This window comes from Streptomyces sp. NPDC053541 (genome assembly GCF_044544705.1).
Lineage (GTDB): Bacteria > Actinomycetota > Actinomycetes > Streptomycetales > Streptomycetaceae > Streptomyces.
The window spans coordinates 281,229-305,249 of sequence record NZ_JBITXM010000004.1; the positions used below are offsets into that span (position 1 = coordinate 281,229).

The following is a 24,021-nucleotide window of genomic DNA, read 5'->3' on the forward strand; positions in this document are numbered from 1 at the left end:
GCCGGACCGGGCTGGGGATCAGGCCGTGTCGGGGGCCGGGGCGCGCAGCGCCCAGGCCGCGGCCTCCTCGGGGGTCGTGGCGACCGGGACGCCCTCCGGCACCGGCGGCCGGCGGACCACCACCACCGGGAGGCCCGCCTCGCGGGCGGCCCGGAGCTTGGGGGCGGTCGCGGCGCCGCCGCTGTCCTTCGTCACCAGGACGTCGACGCGGTGCTCCCGGATGAGCGCGCGCTCCCCGTCGAGGGTGAACGGGCCGCGGTCCAGGAGCACTTCGGCACGGGCGGGCATCGGCGCGTCGGGGGCGTCCACCGAGCGGACCAGGAACCACTCGGGCCGGTCGGCGAAGGCGGCGAGCCCCATCCGGCCGGTGGTGAGGAAGACGCGGTCGCCGAGGCCGTCGAGGGCCCCGGCCGCCTCGGCCAGCGAGGTCACGGAGCGCCAGTCGTCCCCGTCGACCGGGACCCAGCCGGGACGGCGCAGCGCCAGCAGGGGAACATGGGCGGTGGCGGCCGCCTCGGCCGCGTTGAAGCTGATCCGCTCGGCGAAGGGATGGGTGGCGTCGATGACCGCGTCCACGGTGTGCTCCCGCAGCCACGCGGCGAGCCCGGCCGGCCCGCCGAAGCCGCCGATCCGGACCTCCCCGGCGGGCAGCCGGGGCGCGGCGACCCGCCCGGCGAGCGAGCTGGTGACCCGTACCGAGGGATCGAGCAGTCCGGCCAGGACGCGGGCCTCGGTCGTCCCGCCGAGGATGAGCACGTGCATGGGAGGCCCTTCATGAGTTCCGGCGGGCGTGCGGCCCAACTCAAGCACACCGGCCTGCGGCCCGGCTGGACGACCGGCGCCTGCGCGACGGCGGCGACGACCGCCGCGTACACGGCGCTGCTCACCGGGGAGTTCCCGGACCCGGTGACCATCACCCTGCCGAAGGGCCAGACGCCGTCCTTCGCGCTCGCCGTGGAGTCCCTGGACGCGGGCCCGGCCTCGGGTACGGGGACGGGCGGGACTGCGGGTGCGGCTGCGGGCCCGGCCTCGGGTACGGGTACGGGTACGGGTGCGACTGCGGGTACGGGTGCGGGCTCGGCCACCGCCGGGGTGGTGAAGGACGCGGGCGACGACCCCGACGTCACGCACGGGGCGCTGATCCGCTCGACGGTGCGGCTGCTGCCGGCCGGCTCCGGGGTGGTCTTCCGGGCGGGGCCGGGGGTCGGCACGGTCACCCTGCCTGGCCTGCCCCTGGAGGTCGGCGAACCCGCGATCAACCCGGTGCCGCGGCAGCTGATGCGCGAGCACGTCGCCGAGGTCGCGGCCCGCCACGGCGGGACCGGCGACGTGGAGATCACCGTCTCCGTCGACAACGGCGCCGAGATCGCCCGCTCCACCTGGAACCCCCGGATCGGCATCCTCGGCGGCCTGTCCATCCTCGGCACCACCGGCGTCGTCGTGCCCTACTCCTGCTCGGCCTGGATCGACTCGATCCGGCGCGGGGTGGACGTGGCCCGCGCCGGCGGCCTCACGCACGTCGCCGGCTGCACCGGCTCCACCTCCGAGCGCACGGTGACCGAGCTGTACGAGCTGCCGGAGATCGCGCTGCTCGACATGGGGGACTTCGCGGGCGCGGTGCTCAAGTACGTTCGCCGCCACCCGGTGGACCGGCTCACGATCTGCGGCGGCTTCGCCAAGCTGTCCAAGCTGGCGGCCGGCCACCTCGACCTGCACTCGGCCCGCTCCCAGGTCGACAAGGGCTTCCTCGCCGCGCTGGCCCGCACCGGCGGCGCGTCCGAGGCGCTCGCCGCGGAGATCGCCGCCGCCAACACCGGTCTCGCCGCGCTCCGCCTGTGCGAGGCGGCCGGCGTCCCGCTCGGCGACCTCGTCGCCGCCCGCGCCCGCGACGAGGCCCTCGCGGTGCTGCGCGGCGCGCCGGTCGCGGTCGACGTGATCTGCATCGACCGGGCCGGGACGGTCGTCGGACGCTCCGCCCCCGCGGGCCCGGGCGCGGAGGGCCTGCCCGGGGCGTGAGCCCGGCGCGCGGCCCGTGCCCCGTACGGGAAACCGGAGGACGGCGCGCGCCCCGTACGGGAAACCGGAGGACGGCGCGCACCGGCGGCCCCGACAATGCCCGGATGACGACCGACTTCTCGTACAAGCCCACGCTCACCGGCGCACGCGTCCTGCTCCGCCCGGTCACCGAGGACGACGTCCCCGCCCTGCTGCCGATGCTGCGGGACCCCGAGATCGGCCGGCTCACCGGCTCGCACGCGGAGGTCGACGAGCGGGCGCTGCGCCGGTGGTACGCGACGCGCGGCGCCCAGACCAACCGGCTCGACCTGGCGGTGGTGGACCGGGCGACCGGCCGGGTGGCCGGCGAGGTCGTGCTCAACGAGTGGGACCAGGACAACGAGAGCTGCGGCTTCCGGATCTGCCTCGCGCCGGGCGCCCTCGGCCGGGGCCTCGGCACCGAGGCGACCAGGCTGGTGCTCGGCCACGCCTTCGAGACCGTCGGCCTGTACCGGGTGTGGCTGGAGGTGTACGCGTTCAATCCGCGGGCGCGCCGCGCCTACGAGAAGGCCGGCTTCCGCGCGGAGGGCGTGCTGCGCGGGGCGCTGCTGTGGGAGGGCGAGCGGGTGGACGCGACGGTGATGGCGGTGCTCGCGCCGGAGTGGGCCGCCCTGGCCGGGGCGAGGGGCTGAGCTTCCGCGCCCCACGCGCCGCGCGGCCGGGAGCCGAGGTGCGGGGCCCGGCCGCCGAACCTAGGCTGGCGACGGCAGCGTCCCCTACGCGAGACCGAGAGGGAGTCCCATGGCCAAGCGCGGCAACAAGAAGCGGGCACGCAAGAAGAAGAAGGCGAACCACGGCAAGCGGCCGAACGCCTGACACCTGACGCCTGACGCGCAGGACGCCTGACGTCGAACGCCCGACACAGGACGCCCGACGCAGCACTCCTGGCGCAGCACTCCTGGCGCGGGACGCAGGACTTCGGGCCCGTCCGGCCCTGACGCCGGACGGGCCCGCACGGCCCGGGGCCGCCCCGTCTCAGCAGACGTGGCGGTCCCGGGCCGGGTCGTAGAGGTGGCTGTCGCGGAACTCGGCGGCGGCCAGCGTGCGGCCCACGACGATCACGGCGGTCTTGGTGATGCCGGCCGCCTTCACCTGCTCGGCGATGTCCTCCAGGGTGCCGCGCAGGACCAGCTCGTCCGGGCGGCTGGCCATGGCGACGACGGCGGCCGGGCAGTCGGTGCCGTAGTGCGGCACCAGCTCGGCGACGATCCGGTCCACGTACCGCGCGCCGAGGTGCAGCACGAGCAGCGCGCCGCTGCGGCCCAGGGTGGCCAGGTCCTCGCCCTCCGGCATGGGGGTGGCCTGCTGGGCGATGCGGGTCAGGATGACGGTCTGGCCGACGGTCGGGACGGTCAGCTCGCGCTTCAGCGCCGCCGCGGCCGCCGCGAAGGCGGGGACGCCGGGCACGACCTCGTACGGGACGCCGGCCGCGTCCAGGCGGCGCATCTGCTCGGCCATCGCGCTGAAGACGGACGGGTCGCCGGAGTGCAGCCGTGCCACGTCCTGGCCGGCCTCGTGGGCGGCGACGATCTCGGCGACGATCCGGTCGAGGTCCAGGTTCGCGGTGTCGACGAGCTTCGCGTCCGGCGGGCACTCGGCGAGCAGCTCGCGCGGCACGAGCGAGCCCGCGTAGAGGCAGACGCCGCACTTCGCGAGGGTCCGCGCGCCGCGCAGGGTGATGAGGTCGGCCGCGCCGGGGCCCGCGCCGATGAAGTAGACGGTCATTGCTCTCTCGAACCCTTCGTTACGGACCACTGGGTGACCGGCATGGCCTGGCGCCAGCCGGTGAAGCCGCCGACCGGCACGGCGGCGGCGACCGCGAGCCGGACCAGTTCGCCGCCGTGGCGGGCGTACCACCGGGCGAGCAGCGCCTCGGACTCCAGGGTCACGGTGTTGGCGACCAGCCGGCCGCCGGCCGGCAGCGCGTCCCAGCAGGCGTCGAGCAGGCCGGGGGCGGTGAGTCCGCCGCCGACGAAGACGGCGTCGGGGGCGGGGAGGCCGGCGAGCGCGGCGGGCGCGGGGCCGGTGACGACCCGGAGCGCCGGGACGCCGAGGGCGGCCGCGTTGCGCCCGATGCGGGCGGCCCGCCGCTCCGACTTCTCCACGGCGACGGCCCGGCAGGAGCGGTGCGCGCGCATCCACTCGATGCCGATGGAGCCGGAGCCGCCGCCGACGTCCCAGAGCAGTTCGCCGGGGGCGGGCGCGAGGGCGGCGAGGGTCGCGGCGCGCACGTGGCGCTTGGTGAGCTGTCCGTCGTGCTCGTAGGCATCGTCGGGCAGTCCGGGGGTGAGGCCGAGCCGCGGCCGGCCGGCGTCCGGGTCGCGCACGCAGTCGAGGGCGAGGACGTGCAGGGCGTCGGTGCGCTCGTGCGGCCAGCCGTCGGCGGTGCCGTCGAGGACGCGTTCGCGCGGGCCGCCGAGCTGTTCCAGGACGCGGATGCGGGTGCCGCCCCAGCCGCGCTCGCGCAGCAGCGCGGCGACCCGGGCGGGGCTCTCGGGCCCCTCGCCGAGGACGAGCAGCCGGCGCCCGTCGTGCAGGGCGGCGGTGAGCGCGTCGAGCGGGCGGGCGACCAGGGAGACGGTCTCGGTCTGCTCCAGGGCCCAGCCGAGCCGGGCGCAGGCGTACGAGACGGAGGACGGGTGCGGCCGGACGTCGAGCCGGTCGGGGCCGAGGAGCTCGGTGAGGGTGCGGGCGATCCCGTAGAAGGAGGGGTCGCCGCTGGCCAGGACGGCGACGGCGCGGCCCTCGTGGGCGGCGAGGAGGCCGGGGACGGCGGGGCGCAGGGGGCTGGGCCAGGGGACGCGTTCGCCGGGGCAGTCGGCGGCCGGCAGGAGGTCGAGCTGGCGGGGGGCGCCGATGAGGACGTCGGCGGCGCGCAGCGGGCGGCGGGAGTTCTCGGGGAGCCCGTCCCAGCCGTCGGCGCCGATTCCGACGACCGACACCGCGGGCACCGGTATCGCAGCGTTCACGACCGGGACTCTACGTGAGCCCCGGCGGCGGGCTGCGGCTCGGTCACTTGGGGGCGTGCTCGCCGACGTAGAAGAGCAGCCAGACGAAGCCGGCGAGGGCGTGCGTCACGAAGACGTACACGAAGACGCGGAGCATGACGCCCCGCTCCTTCCAGCGCTCCAGGTCCTGGGTCATGTCCTTCAGGGTACGGGCCGCGGAATAGGGCGGGGGGTGGCGCCGTTGAGCGAGACAGTTTAAGATTCAACCAACAGCGGACCCCGCGAGAGGTGAGCACGATGCAGTTCGGGATCTTCACCGTCGGTGACGTGACGACCGACCCCACCACCGGCCGCACCCCCACCGAGCACGAGCGGATCAAGAACACCGTCGCCATCGCGCTCAAGGCCGAGGAGGTCGGGCTGGACGTCTTCGCGACCGGCGAGCACCACAACCCGCCGTTCGTCCCCTCCTCCCCGACCACGCTCCTCGGGCACATCGCGGCCCGCACGGAGAACCTGATCCTCTCCACCTCGACCACCCTGATCACCACCAACGACCCGGTGAAGATCGCCGAGGACTACGCGACCCTGCAGCACCTCGCCGACGGGCGCGTCGACCTGATGATGGGCCGCGGCAACACCGGCCCGGTCTACCCGTGGTTCGGCCAGGACATCCGCCAGGGCATCCCGCTCGCCATCGAGAACTACGCGCTGCTCCACCGGCTGTGGAGGGAGGACGTGGTCGACTGGGAGGGCAGGTTCCGCAGCGCGCTCCAGGGCTTCACGGCCACCCCGCGCCCGCTGGACGGCGTCCCGCCCTTCGTCTGGCACGGCTCCATCCGCTCCGCGGAGATCGCCGAGCAGGCCGCGTACTACGGGGACGGCTTCTTCGCCAACCACATCTTCTGGCCCAAGCAGCACACCGAGAAGATGGTCCGGCTCTACCGCCAGCGCTACGCGCACTACGGCCACGGCACGCCCGAGCAGGCCATCGTCGGCCTCGGCGGCCAGGTCTTCGTCCGGAAGAACTCGCAGGACGCGGTACGGGAGTTCCGCCCGTACTTCGACAACGCGCCGGTCTACGGGCACGGCCCGTCCCTGGAGGAGTTCAGCCGCGAGACCCCGCTGACCGTCGGCTCGCCGCAGGAGGTCATCGAGCGCACCCTGTCCTTCCGCGACTACGTCGGCGACTACCAGCGCCAGCTGTTCCTGATCGACCACGCCGGACTGCCCCTGAAGACCGTCCTGGAGCAGCTCGACATCCTCGGCGAGGAGGTCGTGCCGGTGCTGCGCAAGGAGTTCGAGAACCTGCGCCCGGCCGACGTCCCCGCGACCGCACCGCTCCACCCGGCCGTCACGGCCGCCGCCCCCACGGCCCCCAAGGAGGCCTGACCCATGCGCACGCTCAAGCTCGTCGCCGTCTCGGCGGGCCTCAGCAGCCCGTCCTCCACCCGGCTGCTCGCCGACCGGCTCCTCCAGGCCACCCGCTACCGGCTGGCCGAGCAGGAGTACGCGGTCGACGTCGAGGTGGTCGAACTGCGCGACCTGGCCGTCGACATCGCCAACAACTTCGTCACCGGCTTCCCGTCACAGAAGCTGCAGGAGACGATCGACACGGTGACCGGCGCCGACGGCGTCATCGCCGTCACCCCGGTCTTCACGGCCTCGTACAGCGGTCTGTTCAAGTCCTTCTTCGACCTGATCGACCCGGCCGCCCTGACCGGCACCCCGGTCCTGCTCGGCGCGACCGGCGGCACCGCCCGCCACTCGCTCGTGCTCGACCACGCCCTGCGCCCGCTCTTCGCCTACCTGCGCGCCCTGGTCGCCCCGACCGCCGTCTACGCGGCCTCGGAGGACTGGGGCACGGGCGGCGACGAGTACACGGAGGGCCTCCCGCACCGCATCAACCGCGCGGGCGCCGAGTTCGCCGAACTGATCGCCGCCCGCCCGGAGCGGACGACCCCGACGGACGAGGTCGTCCCCTTCGAGCAGCAACTGGCCGGCCTGGCGGACCTCAGGCTGGACTGACCGGGCACGGCGGCGGGCCGGCTGCCCGGGCGCCCGGCACGGCGGGCCGGCTGCCCGGGCGCCGGCGCTCAGTACGGCGCCGGGCGGCCCCTCGCGTCCTCGTGGGTGTAGAAGGCGTAGAAGGCGAAGGCGGTCGTCGCCCCGGCGACGACCAGGCCGAGCATCGAGGAGGAGAAGACGCTCCGGTCGGCGAGGCTCACCAGGAAGCCCGTCGCGATGCCGGCGAGGGCGCCCCAGGCGGGGGCGCGGAGTTCGCGCGGGAGGCGGCGGCCGTGGCGGCGGAGGGCGTAGACGGCGACGGCGAGCGCCGCGCCGCTGATCACGCCGAGCCAGAACTGGCCCCAGCTCGTGCCCTCGCCGTGCCGGGCGACGGTGGGGGCGTAGAGGCCGTAGCAGATGCCGAGGACGACGGGCAGTCCCCAGCCGTGGGTGGAGACCTGCCCGCGGCGGGCGGGGGCGGCTGCGTGTGCTGCCATGGCGGAGCTCCTTTCCCGCACGGGGCGCGCCCGGCGGCGCGCCCTCGCACCGGACGGTGCACCCTCCAGGGCACACCCCGGCCCCGCCCGCCGCAAGTGGATCAGGCGCCGGCCGGGCGGACGGCCACCGCGTCGATCTCGAAGAGCATCCCGGGCAGCGCCAGGGCCGCGACCCCGCTCAGGGTCTGCGCCGGGAGCCGGTCGCCGAAGACGGCGTGCAGCGCCTTGCCGAGGACCTCCAGCTTGGCGAGGTCGTGCTCGACGACGTACGAGCCGAGCCGGACCACGTGCTCCGGGCCGAGGCCCACGCCGGCCAGGGCGTGCCGGAGGTTGGCGAGCGCCAGCTCGACCTGCGCGGCGAAGTCGCCGGGGACGGGCGCGCCGGTGGCGTCGGAGGCGTACTGGCCCGCGATGAAGACGAGTTCGCCGGGCGCCGAGACGGCGTGGCTGTAGCCGAAGGGCGTGGGGTCGTGGAGGGGCGCCGGGTTGGTGAGGGTGCGCCGGTCGGTGCGCTGGCGGGCGGTCCGGTCGGTGTTCTCGTCGGTGTTCTCGTCGGTCTTCTTGTCGGTGCGCGGAGTGCTCATGGCGTGCGTACGTCCTTCCGTCAACGGGGAACCTAAACGGGACATTCGATATCCAGAATGTGGAGCGGAGGGGGCAAGGGGAGGCGCGCCGCCCTCGGGCGGCGCCCGTCAGGCCGAGGCGAACCAGCGGCGGATCCGGTCCGACGCGCCCGGCGCCTGGCGTTCCGCCTGGGCCCGCACGTCGGCCAGGGTCCGGGCGGCCAGCTCGCGCCGCCAGGCCAGTTCGGCGCGGCCCATCGCGTCGGCGATGGCGCACTCGACGGTCGGCCGGCCGATGCCGGCGCCGGGGCCCTGCCCGCGGATCTCGGTGCAGCGAAAGGCCTCGTCAGGGCCCTCGATCGCCACGACCACGTCCATCAGCGTGATCCGGTCGAGCCCCCTGGCCAGCCGGAAGCCGCCCCGCGGGCCGGACACGGAGGTCAGGATGCCGGCCCGGACCAGGGCCTGGAGCTGCTTGTTGAGGTAGGGGGCGGGAAGCTCGTGGTAGGCCGCGAGCCGGGCCGCCGTGACCGCCCGTTCCTCGCCGATCCAGGCCAGGTTGAGGCAGCTGTGCAGCGCCCACTCCACGCCCTCGTTCATCCTCATGATCCTGGATATTACACATCCAGGATTCGCCCGTCACCCGATCGGCCCAGCAGAAGATTCACATCCGAACAAACGCTCCCACGATGAACCCATGAGCCAGAACACCGCTTCCTCACAGCAGCCGCGTCCCCCAAAGCAGTCGACCTCCGGCGCCTGGGCGTCCGGCGGCACCATGTTCGCCGGTGTCCTCATGCTGGTCACCGGCGTCATCGACGTCCTCCAGGGCATCGCCGGCATCGCCGAGGACGACATCTACACGCGCGTGGGCGACTACGTCTTCAAGTTCGACCTGACGTCCTGGGGCTGGATCCACCTCTGCCTCGGCGTGGTCATCGCCATCGCCGGCGGCGGCATCCTCAGCGGCGCCGAGTGGGGCCGGATCGCGGGCATCGCCCTCGCCTCGCTGAACATCGTCGCGCAGTTCCTCTTCCTGCCCTACCAGCCGTGGTGGGCGCTGTTCTCCATGGCCGTCTCCGTCTTCATCGTCTGGGCCCTCGCCTCGGACAAGGACTACGGGAGTGAGTCCTGGTGAGCCGCCGCCGCACGGCCACCGGCGCGGCGCTCCTCGCCCTGGGCCTCCTCGGCCCGGTCGCGCTGACCGGCTGCGACCAGGCCAAGGAGAAGGCGGGCGAGCTCGTCTCGACCGCCACCGCCGCCGTGGCCTCGGCCGCGCAGCAGAAGATGAACGAGGTCAAGGACGGGGTCAACGCGACCGGCGACGTGAAGGCCGGGCCGACGTCCGAGGACGGGGACCGGACGGTCGCCGAGATCACCGCGACCAACCCCAAGGACAAGACGGCCGACTACACCGTCATGGTCACCTTCCGCGACAAGGACGGGAACTTCCTCGACTCCGTCGTCCTCGGCATCGACGGCGTGGAGCCCGGCAAGTCCAAGACCGGCACGGCCCGCAGCAACCGGACCCTCTCCGGCGCCACCGAGGCCCAGGTCTCCCAGGCCCTGCGCCACTGACGGGCGTCCCCGCCCCCCTGGAAGCACCGATCGGCGTCCGTCCGCCTCGCGGAGCGGGCGCCGATCGGCCACGCTGGAAGACATGGAGAACGACGAGATCCTCGAGAACATCGGCTCCCTCGTCGAGGAGGAGCGCTCCCTGCGCCAACGCGCCGGCGGCCTCGGCGACGAGGAACGCGCCCGGCTCGCCGAGCTGGAGGTCCGGCTCGACCAGTGCTGGGACCTGCTGCGGCAGCGGCGCGCGAAGGCCGAGTTCGGCGAGGACCCCGACACCGCGGCGGTCCGCCCCGCGGCCGAGGTCGAGGGCTACCGCAGCTGAGACCCCCGCCGCCGCCCTCCCCGGCGCCCTGTCGCCCTGTCGCCCTGTCGCCCCCGGGCCGCCGCCGTAACGTGTGACCCATGGCGAAACCGGCGCAATCGGAGCAATCGGCGGGATCCGCGGGACCGGCGGGATCCACGAAAGGCGCGCGGTCGGGACGGCGGTCGGGACGGCGGCAAGGGCGGTCCGCCCGGCTCTCCCCGCCCTCCTGGCTGACCGCCGGTCTGCGGCCGCAGCCGACGCCCGTGCCCTGGCCCGCCGTCGGCCGCGCGTCGATCGCGCTCGCCGCGCCGCTCGCCGCCGGCCTCGCCGCGGGGCAGCCCGCCTACGGCGCTCTCGTGTCGATGGGCGCCCTGTCCGGAGTCATCGGCGACACCGCCGACGCGTACCGGATGCGCTTCTTCAACATCGCCGTCCCCCAGCTCTTCGGCGCCGTCGGCGTCACCCTCGGCACCCTCGTGTACGGGGAGGGCTGGGTCGCCGTCGCCGCGCTCACCCTCGTCGCGCTGGTCTCCGGGATGATCTCGTCGATCGGTGCCGTCGCCTCCGTCTCCGGGCTGCTGCTCCTGCTCAACGCGGTGGTCGGCGCCGGACTGCCGATGCCGCAGCCGTGGTGGAAGGCGCCGCTGCTGCTCGGGCTCGGCGGGGTCGTCGTCCTCGTCCTCACCCTGCTCGGCTGGCCGCTGCGCGGCGGCGCTCCGGAACGGACCGCCGTCGCCGGGACCTACCGCGCGCTCGCCGAACTCTTCGAGGCCGCCGGCACCGACGCGTACGACGAGAAGCGGCAGGCCGTCACCGCCTCCCTCAACCAGTCCTACGACCTGGTGCTCGCCCGTCGCGCCCGGCAGCACGGCCGGGCGCCCACCCTGGTGCGGCTGCTCGCCGAGCTCAACGTGCTCATCCCGCTCCTGGAGGCCGCCCCGGCCGCCCACCTCGCGGCCCGCCGCTTCCACCGGCCCCTGCCGCCCGAGATCCCCGCCGCGGTGCACCAACTCGCGGACACCGTCGAGCGGGAGAGGAAGCCGGGGCGGGCCGGCCCGCCGTACGAGCCGCGGCTGCCGGAGGCCCGCCGGCCCTCCGAGAAGGCGGTCGACGCGGCGCTGCGGCACGCGGCGAGCGTCGTCCACCGGACCGAGCCCGACCCGCACAACGTGGACGACCGGCTCGGCCGCCCCGCCGCCCTCCGCGTCCGGATCCGGCGCACCGCCCGCAACGTGCTGCTGTCCGGCGCCTCCTGGCGCTACGGCCTGCGGCTCGCCCTCTGCATCGGCCTCGCGCAGGCACTGGTCTCGCTGATCCCGGTGCCCCGCTCGTACTGGGTCGCGCTCACCGTCACCTTCGTCCTCAAGCCGGACTTCGGCTCGGTGTTCTCGCGCGCGGTGCTGCGCGCGGCCGGGACCGCCGCCGGGCTCGTCGTCGCCGCGCCGCTGCTCGCCGCGGTGCCGCGCGGCTGGTGGGACGTGCCGGTGATGGTGGCGCTCGCCGCGCTGATCCCGGCCTTCTCCGCGAAGGGGTACGCCTTCCAGACCGCCGCCATCACGCCGGTCATCCTGCTCCTGTCGGACCTGCTCAACCACCAGGGCTTCGACCTGGTGCTGCCGAGGCTCTACGACTCGCTGATCGGCTGCGGCATCGCGCTGGTCGCGGGCTATCTGCTGTGGCCGGAGTCCTGGCACACCCGGGTCGCGGACCGGCTCGCCGACGCGGTCGAGGACACCGCCGCGTACGTACGCCTCGCCTTCGCCGCGCCCCCGTCCGGCGAGGAGGACCCGTCCGCCCGGCACCGCGCGCGCCGCAAGCTGTACCGCGACATGTCCTCCGTACGCTCGGAGTTCCAGCGCGCCCTCACCGAGCCGCCGCCCGCCGGGGACCTGGCCGCCGCGTGGTGGCCGCTCGCCATCGCCGTCGAGCGGATCGTGGACGCCACCACCGCCGCCCGGATCCGCGTCGACCACGGCGCCGCGCCGCCCGAACCGGCCGAGGTCGCCGCCGTCGAGACCCAGTTGCGGGAACTGGCGGACGGGCTGCGCTCCAGCGACGTGCTCGTGGAGGTGCGCGCCGACCTCGGCGGCGACGAGGACGGCGTCCTCGCCCCGCTCCGGCAGGAGGTGCGGGCGGCGCGGGCCATCGCGACACCGGAGGGGGAGCGGTGAGTTGCTCGGGGCGGGGCGGCTCGACGCGGGGGGGTCGGGGCGGGACTGCTCAAGGCGGGGCGGCTCGGGGCGGGCGCTCTCTTCTGCGCCACCCGGGCCGTAAACCCGGCCAAAGGGGCGTACGGAAGCCCTTACCGGCGGTTGCGGAACCGAACCCTCCCACCGCCGTTACCGGAACGCGCGGGGGCGACTACGATGCGCACGAATTCACCGTGATCCGCGCCGCTTTCCGGCCACGAGCGACTCTCTGGTGGCGCGGACCCGCCGTTCCCCCACGCACATCCCCCCGTCCCCACGCCCCTCCCCCTCCCCCTCCCCCTCCCCCCCACTCCCCGCGTCCCCGAGGACACCGCCATGCGCAGCGCTTCCGGCAGTTCCGGTCGTTCGGGCCGTTCCGGCAGAGAGGCCGGCCGCTCCCCCGGCCGGGGCCTCCAGCCCAACGCCCTCGGCACCTTCGACACGATCGTGATGGCGGTGGCGGGCAGCGCCCCCGCGTACTCGCTGGCCGCCGCGACCGCCGTGCTGTTCGGCGCGGTCGGCTTCGCCGGGCCGGCCGCACTGCTCTACTGCGCGATACCGATGTTCGGCATCGTCCTCGCCTACGCCCGGCTCGGCCGGATCGACGTCAACGCGGGCGCCGGGTACTCCTGGGTGGGCCGCACCCTCCACCCCTTCCTCGGCTTCCTCTCCGGCTGGGCGCTGGTCCTCGCCGCGACCGTGTTCATGGTCGCGGGCTCGCTGCCCGCGGGCGCGCTCACGCTGTCGCTGATCGACGTCGAGCTCGCCGACGACACGGTGCTCGCGTCGCTGGTCGGCGCCGGCTGGTTCCTGATGATGCTGCTCGTCGTCCTCGGCGGCGTCCGGCTCACCGTCCGCGCCCAACTCCTGCTCTCCGGCGTGGAACTGCTCCTCCTCGTGGTCTTCCTGCTGGCCGCCCTCGCGCACCACGGGCACGCCGCCGCCTTCGACTGGTCCTGGTTCGGCCTCGGCCGGTTCGACGGGCCGTCGGGCTTCGCGGCGGGGACACTGATCGCCGCGTTCTACTACTGGGGCTGGGACGTCACCAGCAACCTCAGCGAGGAGACCCGCGACAGCCGGCGCACCGCCGGGCTCGCCGCGCTCGTCGGCGTCGGCGTGGTCTTCCTGCTCTTCGAGGCCTTCACCGTCGCCGTCAACGTGCTCCTGAGCGCGGGCCAAATCGAGCACGCCGGGGCCAACGTGCTCGCCGTCCTCGGTCAGGAGATCTGGCCCGGCGTGGGCGGCAAACTGCTCATCCTGGCCGTCCTCCTGTCGACCGTCGCCACCCTGGAGACCACCCTCATCCAGGTCACCCGCTCGCTGTTCGCGATGGGCCGCGACCGCACCCTGCCCGCCGTCCTCGGCACCGTCCACCGCCGCTGGAACACCCCGTGGGTGGCCGTCCTCGCCGTCGGCATCGCCGCGCTCGTCATGTTCGGGGCCGCGGCCGCCGCCGGTTCGGTCGGCCAGGTCCTCGGCGACGCGGTGGCCGGCATCGGCCTGCTGATCGCGTTCTACTACGCGCTCGCCGGAATCGCCGCCGTCGTCGCGTACAAGGGCCTGCTGCTGCGCTCCGTCAAGGAGTTCCTGCTGGGCGGGGTGTGGCCGCTGGCCGGCTCGGCGTTCATGCTGTGGACCTTCGTCGAGTCGCTCGGCGAACTGTCCGCCGCCTCGCTGGCCATCGGCCTCGGCGGACTGGGCCTCGGCGTCGTCCCGATGCTCGTGTACTGGCGCAAGGGCAGCCCCTACTACCGGCCGGCCCGCCTCGACGCGGCCCGCGCGCTGGCGGCGGCCGAACCGTTCGCGGCCCCGGACTCGCCGCGCGCCCGGCGCACGGACGAGTCGCTCGCGACCGACTTCTGACGGAGCATCACGGGTCCGTGCGCCTGGGCTGTGGCCGGGGTCGCCGGGCCGCCGGACCCCCGGGCCCGCACCCGTCGCCCCACCCGGGCCCGCACCCGTACCCGTACCGCATCCGCATCCGCATCCGCATCCACATCGCATCCGTACCCGTATCCGCAGACCTCGCGAGGGAGGCACCCGATGGCCGCGCTGCGCCGCCGCTCGTCACGTCCGGGCCGGTTCGTGCCCGACTTCGACCCGGACTGCGGCGACCGGGCGCTCACCGAGGCCCGGCACGACATGGTGATCGGGCGCTGGCAGGGCGTACGGGACCTGCTGCGGGCCACCAGGGACGACTGGCCGCGCCGCACCCACCGGCTGCGGCTGCTCTCGCACGCGGCGGCCGGCAGCTCGACCGTCGAGGCCTGGCGGGCCGCCGAGCCGGGCAACCCGGACGCCGCGGTGCTGCGGGCGGCCACCGAGGTGGTCCGGGTCTTCGACGCGGCCATCGCCGCAGGGCGCGGCAGCATCGTGGACCGGGGGCGGCTCGACGCCGCCGTCGACGCCTGCCTGACGGCGGCGGACGCGGCCCCGGACGATCCGATGCCGTGGGTCTCGCTGCTCTCGGTGGCGCGGCTGTACGAGGGCGGGGTGCCGCGCCAGCGGCTGCGGCACTGGTTCGCCGAGCTGCGGCGCCGCGACCCGTACAACACCGAGGGACACGCGCAGGTGCTGCGCTACTGGTCGGCGCGGTGGCACGGGACGCACGGCGCGATGTACGACTTCGCCCGGGACGCGGCGGGCGTCGCGCCGCCCGGTTCGCCGCTGCCGGTGCTGGTGCAGATCGCGCGGGTCGAGGAGTACCGGTACGTGGTCGACGGGGCGCTCGGCCGCGGGCCGGTGCGCGGCTTCGACCAGCACTGGAAGCACGAGCTCGCGGTGACCGAGCTGCGCCGGACGCACGCGCGCTGGCTCGGCGGCCGGGAGCCGGGCCGGCCGGTGGCACCGGAGGAGGTGCCCGACCTCAACTACCTCGCGCACGCGGCCTGTTACGCCGGCCAGGTGGAGATGGCGCGGGAGCTGCTCGCGCTGCTCGGGTCGCGGGCGGCCTGGGTGCCGTGGGTCTACACCGGGGAGCCGGAGGAGCAGTTCGTGCGGTTCCGGGAGGGCGTCGGGCTCGGCGCGACGGAGCAGGGGACGGGCTGACGCCCGCCCCCTGCTCCTGAACCCGCTTCCGGGCTCCGGTCAGACGCCGATGTCGCGGCCGTCGGTGCGCCAGACGGCGACGACCGACGGGCGGACGATCTTGCCGGGTCCGTCGGGCCAGACGGAGGCCGGCTTCTCGACGGACGCGCCGTCGACCTCGCCCGGGTGCTGGACGGAGACCAGGACGCGCCGGTCCTGGACCAGCGGGCCGCAGGTCTCGGCACCGGCCGGCACGGTCAGGAACTGCTTGAGCTCACCGCGCCGCTCGCCCTGCGTGGCGACGCCGAACAGGCCGTCGTGCGAGCCGAGCTGGTTGCCGTCGGTGGAGATCCACAGGTTGCCGTGCGGGTCGAAGGCCACGTTGTCCGGGCAGGAGATGGGGCTGACCTTCTCCTTCGGGAAGCCGGAGAAGTAGGTGGCCGGGTCGTTCGGGTCGCCGGCCACCAGGAACAGGCGCCAGGCGAAGCCGTCCGAGGCCGGGTCGTCCCAGTGCTCGGCGAGCTCCAGGATCTGCCCGTGCTTGTTGACGTTGCGCGGGTTGGCCTCGTCGGCCGGGGCGTTGCCGGGCGTGCCGCGCTTGGAGTTGTTGGTGAGCGCGACGTAGACGCGGCCGGTGCGCGGGGACGGCTCGACGTCCTCGGGGCGGTCCATCTTGGTGGCGCCGACCTTGTCACCGGCGAGCCGGGTGAAGACGTACACCTCCTCGGCGCTCATGCCGGGCACGTGCGAGACGGCGCCGTCCGGGCCGGCCGTGGCCAGCGGGATCCACACGCCGGAACCGTCGAACTCGCCGTCGTTCGGGTGCTTGCCGGTGCCGTCGATCTCGGCGGCCGGGGAGTCGCCGGTCAGCTTGGCGACGTAGAGGGTGCCCTCGTCGAGCAGGGTGAGGTTGTGCGCGTGCGCGGCCCGCGAGCCGCCCTTCTTCATCCGCTTCGAGGAGACGAACTTGTAGAAGTAGTCGAAGCGCTCGTCGTCGCCCATGTAGACGACCGGGCGCCCGTCGGCGGTCAGCCGCGGCTGCGCCGCCTCGTGCTTGAAGCGCCCGAGCGCGGTGCGCTTGCGAGGCGTGGAGTCCGGGTCGTACGGGTCGAGCTCGACGACCCAGCCGAAGCGGTGCGCCTCGTTGGGCTCCTGCGCGAGGTCGAAGCGCTTGTCGAAGCGCTCCCACTTGCGCTCGCTGGCGGCCGTGCCGATGCCGTAGCGCTTGTCGGTGCTGGTCGAGCCGTTGGCGAAGTACTGGTTGAAGTTCTCCTCGCCGTGCAGCGTGGTGCCCCACGGGGTGGTGCCGCCGGCGCAGTTGTTGAGCGTGCCGAGGACGGTGCGGCCCTCCGGGTCCACCGAGGTCTTCACGAGGTCGCTGCCCGCCGCCGGGCCGGTCAGCTCGAACTCGCTCGTGGCGGTCAGGCGCCGGTTGAGGTGGTGGCGGGTGACCGGGGTCAGCCGGCCCGTGCGGTGCTCCTCCTGCACGACGACCACGGACAGGCCGTGCGCGGCCCAGGCGATCTCGACCTGCTCGCGGGTCGGGTTGGCGGGGTCGTAGCCGCGGAACATCAGGTTCTCGTCGGTGTACTCGTGGTTGGCCACGAGGACCTGGCGGTGCTGCTCGCCGCGCAGCGGGAGCAGCGAGAGGAAGTCGTTGTTGTAGCCGAACTGCCCGGCCTGCGCCTTGGCCGTCTGCTTCTCGGCGTCGAAGGCCGGGGCGCCGCGCAGGATGGGCTCGCCCCAGCGGATGACCACGTTCTGGGAGTAGCCGGCGGGAACGGTGACCCGGTCGTCGGTGTTGGGCGCGACCGGCGCGAAGCGCAGACCGCGCGCGCCGTCGGCCTTGCCCCGCGCGCCGGGCCCGCCCTGTGCGGCCGCCTGGCCGGTGTGCGCCTCCGCGGCGGGCGCGTTGCCGACGGCGAGCGCCGTGCCGGCGGCGGAGGCCACGGTCACCACGGCCGCGGCGCGCATGAGGGAACGGCGCGAGAGCGCCCCGGCTATGACGTCGCCGACGTACTCGTTGTCGCTGGTGTTGGGGACCTCCTGGAAACAGGCGTCACCACAGCGGTAGCGGCAGGTCAGGGCGGAACGGCCGCCTCCGTGGGCGTGGTTGCTCAGCAGCGGCAGCAGTGGGCGCACGTCGTCCTCCATGATTGAGCGCGGTCGGCCGCGACGTTATGTGCGCACGTCTGCCCGTCGGCGGCGGGAGAGTGAACGCGTGATGAATGCGCGGCGACCGCGGGCGCCCGGGTCGTAGGGGCCGGGGAGGGCGGCCGCTAACCTTACGTGTCTGCCCTGGCCAGGAATCGCCGTTGTGCCGGGGACATAGGACGCATACCGCACCCACCTCATGCGAAGGGGTTCGCCCATGGGTATTCGGAGCTTGCTGCGCAAGGTATTCGGCCGCGACCGCGCGAACGGCGCGGAGATCGAGGTCCCGGCAACCTCCGTCCCGCCCCAGGGCACATCCCCCGAGGCGGTGACGGAGCCGACGGAGGCGGAGGCCCCGGCGGCGAAGGCGCCGGCGGAGCCGGACCCGGTGCTGGAGCCGGTCGTGGAGCCCGAGCCGGAGGCGAAGCCGGCCCCGGAGACCCTCGCCGAGCGCGCGGCGGCGGACCTGGTGGCGGCCTCCTTCGACAACCCGCAGATCCCCCCGGCCCGCCGCGCGGAGCCGGAGCCGGTGGTGGAGGCGGAGCCGGTCGTGGAGCCGGTGGTGGAGGAGAAGCAGGAGCCGGAGCCGGTCGCCGAGCCGGAGCCGGTGGTCGAGGCGGAGCCGGAGGTGGCCCCGGAGGCCGGGGTGGCGCCGGAGCCGGAGGTGGCCCCGGAGGCCGAGGCGGAGCCGGAGCCGGTCGCCGAGGCGGAGCCGGAGGTGGCCCCGGAGGCCGGGGTGGCGCCGGAGCCGGTCGCCGAGGCAGAGCCGGAGGTGGCCCCGGAGGCCGAGCCGGAGTCGGAGGTGGCCCCGGAGGCCGGGGTGGCGCCGGAGCCGGTCGCCGAGGCAGAGCCGGAGGTGGCCCCGGAGGCCGAGCCGGAGTCGGAGGTGGCCCCGGAGGCCGAGCCGGAGCCGGTGGTGGCCCCGGAGGCCGAGGCGGAGACGGTGGTGGCCCCGGAGGCCGGGGTGGCGCCGGAGCCGAAGGCCGTACGGGAAGAGGCCGAGCCCGAGGCCGTACGGGAGGAGCCGGAGCCCGAGCTCGCCCCCGTACAGGAGGAGACCGCGCCGGAGCCCGAGCCGCAGCCCGAGCCGGAGCCCGCCGCCGCCGCGGAGGAGCCGGCCGCGGAGGAACCGGCCGCCGAGGAGCCCGCGGCCTCTGAAGCACCGGCCGCCGAGGAGCCCGCGGCCCCTGAAGCACCGGCCGCCGAGGAGCCCGCGGCCCCCGCCGTCGTCGGCAAGCCCGCGCTTTCCCTCGCGAAGGTGAAGGCCGCGGCGCCGCACCTCGCCGACGCGTACAAGGCGGCTGGGTCGGTCCTGAAGAAGCAGGGGCTGACCGGGGCGCGGGCCGCGGTGTACCTGGTGGTGGACCGGTCGGGGTCGATGCGCCCGTACTTCAAGGACGGCTCGGTCCAGCGGCTCGCGGAGCAGACGGTGGCGCTCGCCGCGCACCTGTCCGAGGACGCGGCCGTGACCACGGTCTTCTTCTCGACGGACATCGACGGCACGGTCGAGCTGACCCCCGCCGAGCTCACCCCCACCCGGGTGGAGGAGATCAACGCGGGCCTCGGCCGGCTGGGCCGGACGAACTACCACCGTGCGATCGAGGAGGTCCTCGCCCTCCACGACAAGTCCGCGGACCCGACCCGCCCGGCCCTGGTGGTCTTCCAGACGGACGGCGCGCCGGAGTCGAAGACGGCCGCGACGCAGGCCCTGACGGAGGCGGCGGAGCGCCCGGACCGGGAGATCCACTGGCGCTTCACGGTGTGGGGCGAGGAGGACGGCAAGGCCTTCGACTACCTGCGCAAGCTGGCCACTCCCCGTACGGGTGTCCACTTCGCGGGCGAGACGCCGGTCGAGACGCCGCACACGGCGTTCTACCGGGGCCTGCTCGCGGATTGGTCGCTCTGACCGGCGACTGATCAGGAACGCTGATCACGGGCGCTGATCGCAGACGCCGATCGCGGACGCGGGGCCGGGGCCGGGGGGCGAGCACCCTCCGGCCCCGGCTTTATCCGTGTGAGAGGGACTCCGCCCGACCGTTAAAATTCGGACCATGGCGGCCACTGGATCCGAGAAGCAGGGCTCGAAGGCGTTCTACGTCACGACCCCCATCTACTACGTCAACGACGCTCCTCACCTGGGCCACGCCTATACGACCGTCGCAGGCGACGTGCTCACCCGCTGGCACCGCCAGCGCGGTGAGAAGGTGTGGTACCTCACCGGCACGGACGAGCACGGTCAGAAGATCATGCGCACCGCGGAGGCGAACGGCGTCAGCCCGCAGGAATGGTGCGACAAGCTCGTCGAGGAGGCCTGGAAGCCCCTCTGGGAGCACCTGAACATCGCGAACGACGATTTCATCCGCACCACGCAGAAGCGGCACACCGACCGCGTCCAGGAATTCGTGCAGGACCTGTACGACAAGGGCGAGATCTACAAGGGCGGCTACGAGGGCCCGTACTGCGTGGGCTGCGAGGAGTTCAAGCTCCCCGGCGACCTCATCGAGGCGGAGGACGGCACGAAGCTGTGCGCCGTCCACAAGAAGCCGGTGGAGATCCTCAAGGAGGAGAACTACTTCTTCAAGCTGAGCGAGTACGGCCCGAAGCTGCTGGAGTTCTACGAGGCGAACCCGGGCTTCATCCAGCCGGAGTCGGCGCGCAACGAGGTGCTGAACTTCGTCAAGCAGGGCCTGGACGACCTCTCCATCTCGCGCTCGACCTTCGACTGGGGCATCCCGGTGCCGTGGGACAAGGAGCACGTGATCTACGTCTGGATCGACGCGCTCCTGAACTACGCGACGGCGGTCGGCTACAACGAGAACCCGGAGAAGTTCGACGAGACCTTCCCGGCGAACGTCCACCTCATCGGCAAGGACATCCTCCGCTTCCACGCGATCATCTGGCCGGCCATGCTGATGGCGCAGGGCCTGCCCGTGCCCGGCCGGGTCGCGGCGAACGGCTGGCTGATGGTCGGCGGCGAGAAGATGTCGAAGTCGAACCTGACCGGCATCAAGCCGCAGGACCTGACCTCGCACTTCGGCGTGGACGCCTACCGCTGGTACTTCCTGCGGGCGATCGCGTTCGGCCAGGACGGCTCCTTCTCGTGGGAGGACTTCTCCGCCCGCTACACCTCCGAGCTGGCGAACGACTACGGCAACCTCGCGTCGCGCGTGGCGGCCATGGTCGGCAAGTACTTCGGCGGCGAGCTGCCGGCGGCGACGGCCGAGGGCGACGCGGAGAAGGCGCTGCACGAGGGCCTGGCGAAGGCGGTCGAGACGGCGGACCGGAAGATCGGCGAGGAGCTCGACTTCCAGGCCGGCATCCTGGCGATCTTCGACTTCGTGAAGCAGGTCAACGGCTACATCACGGAGCAGGAGCCGTGGAAGGTCGCGAAGGACGAGTCGGAGGAGGGCCGGGCCCGCCTGGCGACGATCCTCTACACGGCCGCCGAGTCGCTCCGCGCGGTCGCGGTCCTGCTGAACCCGATCATGCCGGAGACCTCGCAGGCCCTGTGGGACTCCCTGGGCGCCGAGCCCGCGCTCGGCACCCTGGCCGCCCAGCCGGTCCAGTCCGCCGCGACCTGGGGCCAGCTCCCGCCCGGCGCGACGATCACGAAGGGCGCGGTCCTCTTCCCGCGCCTGGAGGACCCGAAGAAGGCCTGACCTTCCGTACGCACCGAAGGCCGCCGTCCCGGAACCCCGGGACGGCGGCCTTCGCCGTACCCCCTCCTGTCCTGCGGGTTCACCCGCGGAGGTGAAGAGAACGCTTCACGGCCACACAGCTCCCCAGATATCCCCGGCCAGGCGGATCCTGACTGGCAAGGCGGCGAACGCTCCTTCACAGCGAGATCAGGGCTCAGTCCTCAGGCGCTCAGCGGTGGCCGGATCGGCGCCGTCGTGTCCCCGGCGGGCCTAGGGTGCCGGGCCATGTCGACACCACCGCCCCAGCACCCCGCGTACGGACCGCAGCCGCAGGGCCCGTACCAGCAGCCGACGCCGTACCCGGGCCCGTATCAGGGGCCGTACCAGGGCCCGCCGCCCGGCCCGTATCAGGCGCCGGGGGCGTGGGGGCCGTCGCCGGCGCCGGTGAAGAAGAACCGGACCGGGCTGATCCTGGGGCTCACCGCCGCGGGGATCGCCGGCGTCCTGCTGCTGTCGTGGATCGGCAACGGCGGGCTGCGCGGCACCGGGTCCGACTCCGCGTATCCGGCCGCGACGCACCGGCTGGTGCTGCCGAAGACGCTGCTGGACGGCCGGTACGCGCTGGGCAAGGACCAGTCCCAGCAGGCCGCGGCCGGTCTCGCGGGCAGCAGCGAGGCCGTGATCAAGGACCCCGAGGGCGTGGTGGGGCAGTACGCGGGCTCCGGCGAGGACGGGGTGGGGATCCTGGTCGTCACCGGGCTGTACGGGCGGATCAAGGAGCCCGACACGGCCCGGCGGAACATCCTGAAGGGCGCGGCCGGGGGCAAGGGCACCACGGTCCTGGTCCCGCCGAAGGACGTGACACCGCCCGGCGCGGACACCGAGGTCACCTGTCAGGTCCTCGCGACGGAGCAGTCCGAGGGCGGCCCCGTCACCTACCCCGTGTGCGCGTGGGCGGACGCCAACACCAACGCGGCCGTCGCGGAGATGTCGGTCGCGACGGCGACCACCGACCCGGCCGCCCTCGACCTCGCGAAGGCCGCCCGCACCACCCTCACGATCCGCGACGAGATGCGCCGCCCCCTGAACTGACGGACCGGACGTCACGTTCCGGCCATACGCAAGGGGCCCCGTCCGTGTTCCCACGGGCGGGGCCCCTTCAGAGCCGGAGGCTCACGCGCGTCAGCCGCGGGCCGCGTCCGGGTGGACCGAGTCCGAGACCGGGCGGCCCTCCACGACCTTCGTCTCCGCGGGCTTGCGGAGCTGGATGTGGAGCTCGCGGAGGCGGGCCTCGTCGAGTTCGGTCGGGGCGCCCATCATCAGGTCCTGGGCGTTGCCGTTGAGCGGGAAGGCGATGGTCTCGCGGATGTTGGGCTCGTCGGCGAGGAGCATCACGATGCGGTCGACGCCCGGGGCGATGCCGCCGTGCGGCGGGGCGCCGTACTGGAAGGCGCGGAGCATGCCGGCGAACTCGGTCTCGACGACCTCGCGGCTGTAGCCGGCGATCTCGAAGGCCTTGAACATGATCTCGGGCTCGTGGTTCCGGATGGCGCCGGAGGACAGCTCGATGCCGTTGCAGACGATGTCGTACTGCCAGCCGAGGACGTCCAGCGGGTCCTGGGTCTCCAGGGCCTCCAGGCCGCCCTGCGGCATCGAGAAGGGGTTGTGCGAGAAGTCGATCTTGCCGGTCTCCTCGTCCTTCTCGTACATCGGGAAGTCGACGATCCAGGCGAAGCGGAAGACGTTCTCCTCGAACTGGCCGGCCCGCTTGGCGGCCTCGACCCGGACCGGGCCCATGATCTTGGAGACCTCGTCGAACTCGCCGGCGCCGAAGAAGACGGCGTGGCCCTCGGCCAGGCCGAGGCGCTCGGTGAGGACCTTGACGTTCTCCTCGGTGAGGAACTTGGCGATCGGGCCGGTGAGGGCGCCGCCCTCGCCGACGCGCACCCAGGCCAGACCCTTCGCGCCGAGCGAGACCGCGTAGTCGCCGAGCGAGTCGAAGAACTTGCGCGGCTGGTCGCCGGTGTTCGGGACGGCGAGCGCGCGCACGTGCTTGCCGGCGAAGGCCTTGAACTCCGAGTTCTCGAAGACGTCGGTGATGTCGACGAGTTCGAGGTCGGTGCGCAGGTCCGGCTTGTCGTTGCCGTACTTCAGCATCGACTCGCGGAACGGGATCCGCGGGAAGGGGGAGCTGACCGGGCGGCCGCCGCCGAACTCCTCGAAGAGCTCGGTCATCAGCTTCTCGATCGGCTGGAAGACGTCCTCCTGCTCGACGAAGCTCATCTCGACGTCGAGCTGGTAGAACTCGCCCGGCGAGCGGTCGGCGCGGGCGTCCTCGTCGCGGAAGCAGGGCGCGATCTGGAAGTAGCGGTCGAAGCCGGAGATCATCAGCAGCTGCTTGAACTGCTGCGGGGCCTGCGGCAGCGCGTAGAATTTGCCCGGGTTGAGGCGGGACGGCACCACGAAGTCACGGGCGCCCTCGGGGGAGGTCGCGGTGAGGATCGGGGTCGCCATCTCGTTGAAGCCGAGCGCCACCATCTTGGAGCGGATCGCGGCGATGACGGCCGAGCGCAGCATGATGTTCTTGTGCATGCGCTCGCGGCGCAGGTCGAGGAAGCGGTACTCCAGGCGCCGCTCCTCGTTCACACCGTCGTCGGTGTTGATGGTGAAGGGGATCTGCTGGGCCGCGCCGAGCACCTCGACCTCGGCGGCCTCGATCTCGATCTCGCCCGTCGCGAGCTCCGGGTTCACGTTCTCGGCACCGCGGGAGACGACCTTGCCGTCGACCCGGACGACGGTCTCCTTGGTGAGCTTGTCGAGGACCTCGGCCGCGGCGGTGCCGGGACGGGCGACCAGCTGGGTGATGCCGTAGTGGTCGCGCAGATCGATGAAGAGGATGCCGCCCAGGTCGCGCCGATTGTGCAGCCAGCCGCTCAGCCGGACGTCGGTGCCGACGTCAGAGGCGCGGAGCTCGCCGCAGGTGTGGGACCTGTACCGATGCATCGTCGTTCATCCAGTTCTTCGGGATCCGTGGGTCCGCTTGATATGTCAAGCCCACCCAGGG

General features: G+C 73.7%; 23 protein-coding genes. 14 read left to right on the plus strand and 9 right to left on the minus strand.

All coding sequences use genetic code 11. From position 1 onward, the window contains the following. Positions 1 to 18: 18 nt before the first annotated feature. Entirely contained in the window at positions 19 to 762 is a 744-nt protein-coding gene (locus ACIGW2_RS11850) for a cobalt-precorrin-6A reductase (protein WP_391654096.1), read from the minus strand. A 12-nt stretch (positions 763 to 774) separates the two neighbouring features. Between ACIGW2_RS11850 and ACIGW2_RS11855 the strand changes: the two genes are divergently transcribed. The 3 genes from ACIGW2_RS11855 (at position 775) to ACIGW2_RS11865 (ending at position 2,871) form a co-directional block, all read left to right on the plus strand. Then, a complete protein-coding gene (locus ACIGW2_RS11855; protein WP_399843062.1) occupies positions 775 to 2,016 on the plus strand; it encodes a cobalt-precorrin-5B (C(1))-methyltransferase in 1,242 nt (413 codons plus the stop codon). Positions 2,017 to 2,120: 104 nt separating this feature from the next. Beyond that, complete coding sequence (locus tag ACIGW2_RS11860; protein ID WP_399843065.1) at positions 2,121 to 2,687, plus strand: GNAT family N-acetyltransferase; 567 nt, start codon at positions 2,121 to 2,123, stop codon at positions 2,685 to 2,687. A gap of 109 nt (positions 2,688 to 2,796) precedes the next feature. Then, a complete protein-coding gene (locus ACIGW2_RS11865; RefSeq protein ID WP_099895366.1) occupies positions 2,797 to 2,871 on the plus strand; it encodes a 50S ribosomal protein bL37 in 75 nt (24 codons plus the stop codon). A gap of 159 nt (positions 2,872 to 3,030) precedes the next feature. Here ACIGW2_RS11865 and cobM read toward each other — a convergent pair whose 3' ends face one another. Genes cobM through ACIGW2_RS11880 form a run of 3 tightly spaced genes read right to left on the minus strand, consistent with a single transcriptional unit; the run spans position 3,031 to position 5,199 of the window. Then, positions 3,031 to 3,780, minus strand: coding sequence for a precorrin-4 C(11)-methyltransferase (gene cobM, locus ACIGW2_RS11870; protein WP_356063561.1), 750 nt, complete (start codon positions 3,778 to 3,780; stop codon positions 3,031 to 3,033). After that, on the minus strand, positions 3,777 to 5,024 hold the full coding sequence (cbiE, locus tag ACIGW2_RS11875; protein WP_399843069.1) for a precorrin-6y C5,15-methyltransferase (decarboxylating) subunit CbiE: 1,248 nt from the start codon (positions 5,022 to 5,024) through the stop codon (positions 3,777 to 3,779). Before cbiE ends, cobM begins: the two co-directional genes overlap by 4 nt. Before the next feature lie 43 nt (positions 5,025 to 5,067). Further along, complete coding sequence (locus ACIGW2_RS11880) at positions 5,068 to 5,199, minus strand: DUF6126 family protein (RefSeq protein ID WP_356063565.1); 132 nt, start codon at positions 5,197 to 5,199, stop codon at positions 5,068 to 5,070. 101 nt (positions 5,200 to 5,300) lie between these two features. Here ACIGW2_RS11880 and ACIGW2_RS11885 point away from each other — a divergent pair, with 101 nt between their 5' ends. Both ACIGW2_RS11885 and ACIGW2_RS11890 read left to right on the plus strand, forming a co-directional pair. Next, positions 5,301 to 6,395 carry an LLM class flavin-dependent oxidoreductase gene (locus ACIGW2_RS11885; RefSeq protein ID WP_391654090.1) on the plus strand — a complete coding sequence of 365 codons (1,095 nt, stop codon included), beginning with the start codon at positions 5,301 to 5,303 and terminating at the stop codon, positions 6,393 to 6,395. Between the two features lie 3 nt (positions 6,396 to 6,398). Beyond that, positions 6,399 to 7,031, plus strand: coding sequence for an FMN reductase (locus tag ACIGW2_RS11890; RefSeq protein WP_361584659.1), 633 nt, complete (start codon positions 6,399 to 6,401; stop codon positions 7,029 to 7,031). A 68-nt stretch (positions 7,032 to 7,099) separates the two neighbouring features. Here the strand turns inward: ACIGW2_RS11890 and ACIGW2_RS11895 are convergent, their stop codons facing one another. The 3 genes from ACIGW2_RS11895 to ACIGW2_RS11905 form a co-directional block, all read right to left on the minus strand. Further along, complete coding sequence (locus tag ACIGW2_RS11895; protein WP_391654089.1) at positions 7,100 to 7,507, minus strand: hypothetical protein; 408 nt, start codon at positions 7,505 to 7,507, stop codon at positions 7,100 to 7,102. A gap of 101 nt (positions 7,508 to 7,608) precedes the next feature. Continuing rightward, positions 7,609 to 8,091, minus strand: coding sequence for a RidA family protein (locus tag ACIGW2_RS11900; protein WP_399843075.1), 483 nt, complete (start codon positions 8,089 to 8,091; stop codon positions 7,609 to 7,611). Between the two features lie 108 nt (positions 8,092 to 8,199). Further along, positions 8,200 to 8,670 (minus strand): RrF2 family transcriptional regulator, encoded by a 471-nt coding sequence (locus ACIGW2_RS11905; protein WP_399843526.1) that lies wholly within the window; start codon positions 8,668 to 8,670, stop codon positions 8,200 to 8,202. A 97-nt stretch (positions 8,671 to 8,767) separates the two neighbouring features. Between ACIGW2_RS11905 and ACIGW2_RS11910 the strand changes: the two genes are divergently transcribed. The 6 genes from ACIGW2_RS11910 (at position 8,768) to ACIGW2_RS11935 (ending at position 15,186) form a co-directional block, all read left to right on the plus strand. Further along, positions 8,768 to 9,208 (plus strand): hypothetical protein, encoded by a 441-nt coding sequence (locus ACIGW2_RS11910; protein ID WP_356063579.1) that lies wholly within the window; start codon positions 8,768 to 8,770, stop codon positions 9,206 to 9,208. Beyond that, positions 9,205 to 9,648 (plus strand): hypothetical protein, encoded by a 444-nt coding sequence (locus tag ACIGW2_RS11915; protein WP_361584644.1) that lies wholly within the window; start codon positions 9,205 to 9,207, stop codon positions 9,646 to 9,648. Before ACIGW2_RS11910 ends, ACIGW2_RS11915 begins: the two co-directional genes overlap by 4 nt. Positions 9,649 to 9,730: 82 nt before the next feature. Next, positions 9,731 to 9,967, plus strand: coding sequence for a DUF2630 family protein (locus ACIGW2_RS11920; protein ID WP_391654086.1), 237 nt, complete (start codon positions 9,731 to 9,733; stop codon positions 9,965 to 9,967). 80 nt (positions 9,968 to 10,047) lie between these two features. Further along, entirely contained in the window at positions 10,048 to 12,120 is a 2,073-nt protein-coding gene (locus ACIGW2_RS11925) for an FUSC family protein (protein WP_399843079.1), read from the plus strand. Positions 12,121 to 12,588: 468 nt separating this feature from the next. Then, entirely contained in the window at positions 12,589 to 14,001 is a 1,413-nt protein-coding gene (locus tag ACIGW2_RS11930) for an APC family permease (RefSeq protein ID WP_399843528.1), read from the plus strand. Between the two features lie 180 nt (positions 14,002 to 14,181). Continuing rightward, the gene (locus ACIGW2_RS11935) at positions 14,182 to 15,186 is read left to right on the plus strand and encodes a hypothetical protein (protein ID WP_399843082.1); all 1,005 of its coding nucleotides are present in this window, start codon (positions 14,182 to 14,184) and stop codon (positions 15,184 to 15,186) included. A 39-nt stretch (positions 15,187 to 15,225) separates the two neighbouring features. Here ACIGW2_RS11935 and ACIGW2_RS11940 read toward each other — a convergent pair whose 3' ends face one another. Then, positions 15,226 to 17,307, minus strand: coding sequence for a PhoX family protein (locus tag ACIGW2_RS11940; protein WP_391654083.1), 2,082 nt, complete (start codon positions 17,305 to 17,307; stop codon positions 15,226 to 15,228). A gap of 229 nt (positions 17,308 to 17,536) precedes the next feature. Between ACIGW2_RS11940 and ACIGW2_RS11945 the strand changes: the two genes are divergently transcribed. The 3 genes from ACIGW2_RS11945 (at position 17,537) to ACIGW2_RS11955 (ending at position 22,049) form a co-directional block, all read left to right on the plus strand. Continuing rightward, positions 17,537 to 19,225, plus strand: a complete 1,689-nt coding sequence (locus ACIGW2_RS11945) for a VWA domain-containing protein (protein WP_399843085.1) — start codon at positions 17,537 to 17,539, stop codon at positions 19,223 to 19,225. Between the two features lie 145 nt (positions 19,226 to 19,370). Beyond that, on the plus strand, positions 19,371 to 20,978 hold the full coding sequence (gene metG / locus ACIGW2_RS11950) for a methionine--tRNA ligase (protein ID WP_356063598.1): 1,608 nt from the start codon (positions 19,371 to 19,373) through the stop codon (positions 20,976 to 20,978). 264 nt (positions 20,979 to 21,242) lie between these two features. After that, a complete protein-coding gene (locus tag ACIGW2_RS11955; protein WP_399843089.1) occupies positions 21,243 to 22,049 on the plus strand; it encodes a hypothetical protein in 807 nt (268 codons plus the stop codon). Between the two features lie 90 nt (positions 22,050 to 22,139). On the opposite strand, the gene aspS is transcribed toward ACIGW2_RS11955, so the two are convergent. Next, entirely contained in the window at positions 22,140 to 23,960 is a 1,821-nt protein-coding gene (gene aspS / locus ACIGW2_RS11960) for an aspartate--tRNA ligase (RefSeq protein WP_356063603.1), read from the minus strand. Between the last annotated feature and the right edge of the window lie 61 nt (positions 23,961 to 24,021).

Excerpts from the sequence above, each read along its gene's own strand:
- ACIGW2_RS11850 (WP_391654096.1), bottom strand. The coding sequence starts at position 762 with ATGCACGTGCTCATCCTCGGCGGGACGACCGAGGCCCGCGTCCTGGCC.
- ACIGW2_RS11855 (WP_399843062.1), top strand. The coding sequence starts at position 775 with ATGAGTTCCGGCGGGCGTGCGGCCCAACTCAAGCACACCGGCCTGCGG.
- ACIGW2_RS11860 (WP_399843065.1), top strand. The coding sequence starts at position 2,121 with ATGACGACCGACTTCTCGTACAAGCCCACGCTCACCGGCGCACGCGTC.
- cobM (WP_356063561.1), bottom strand. The coding sequence starts at position 3,780 with ATGACCGTCTACTTCATCGGCGCGGGCCCCGGCGCGGCCGACCTCATC.
- ACIGW2_RS11880 (WP_356063565.1), bottom strand. The coding sequence starts at position 5,199 with ATGACCCAGGACCTGGAGCGCTGGAAGGAGCGGGGCGTCATGCTCCGC.
- ACIGW2_RS11885 (WP_391654090.1), top strand. The coding sequence starts at position 5,301 with ATGCAGTTCGGGATCTTCACCGTCGGTGACGTGACGACCGACCCCACC.
- ACIGW2_RS11890 (WP_361584659.1), top strand. The coding sequence starts at position 6,399 with ATGCGCACGCTCAAGCTCGTCGCCGTCTCGGCGGGCCTCAGCAGCCCG.
- ACIGW2_RS11895 (WP_391654089.1), bottom strand. The coding sequence starts at position 7,507 with ATGGCAGCACACGCAGCCGCCCCCGCCCGCCGCGGGCAGGTCTCCACC.
- ACIGW2_RS11900 (WP_399843075.1), bottom strand. The coding sequence starts at position 8,091 with ATGAGCACTCCGCGCACCGACAAGAAGACCGACGAGAACACCGACGAG.
- ACIGW2_RS11905 (WP_399843526.1), bottom strand. The coding sequence starts at position 8,670 with ATGAACGAGGGCGTGGAGTGGGCGCTGCACAGCTGCCTCAACCTGGCC.
- ACIGW2_RS11910 (WP_356063579.1), top strand. The coding sequence starts at position 8,768 with ATGAGCCAGAACACCGCTTCCTCACAGCAGCCGCGTCCCCCAAAGCAG.
- ACIGW2_RS11920 (WP_391654086.1), top strand. The coding sequence starts at position 9,731 with ATGGAGAACGACGAGATCCTCGAGAACATCGGCTCCCTCGTCGAGGAG.
- ACIGW2_RS11925 (WP_399843079.1), top strand. The coding sequence starts at position 10,048 with ATGGCGAAACCGGCGCAATCGGAGCAATCGGCGGGATCCGCGGGACCG.
- ACIGW2_RS11930 (WP_399843528.1), top strand. The coding sequence starts at position 12,589 with ATGGCGGTGGCGGGCAGCGCCCCCGCGTACTCGCTGGCCGCCGCGACC.
- ACIGW2_RS11935 (WP_399843082.1), top strand. The coding sequence starts at position 14,182 with ATGGCCGCGCTGCGCCGCCGCTCGTCACGTCCGGGCCGGTTCGTGCCC.
- ACIGW2_RS11945 (WP_399843085.1), top strand. The coding sequence starts at position 17,537 with ATGGGTATTCGGAGCTTGCTGCGCAAGGTATTCGGCCGCGACCGCGCG.
- metG (WP_356063598.1), top strand. The coding sequence starts at position 19,371 with ATGGCGGCCACTGGATCCGAGAAGCAGGGCTCGAAGGCGTTCTACGTC.
- ACIGW2_RS11955 (WP_399843089.1), top strand. The coding sequence starts at position 21,243 with ATGTCGACACCACCGCCCCAGCACCCCGCGTACGGACCGCAGCCGCAG.
- aspS (WP_356063603.1), bottom strand. The coding sequence starts at position 23,960 with ATGCATCGGTACAGGTCCCACACCTGCGGCGAGCTCCGCGCCTCTGAC.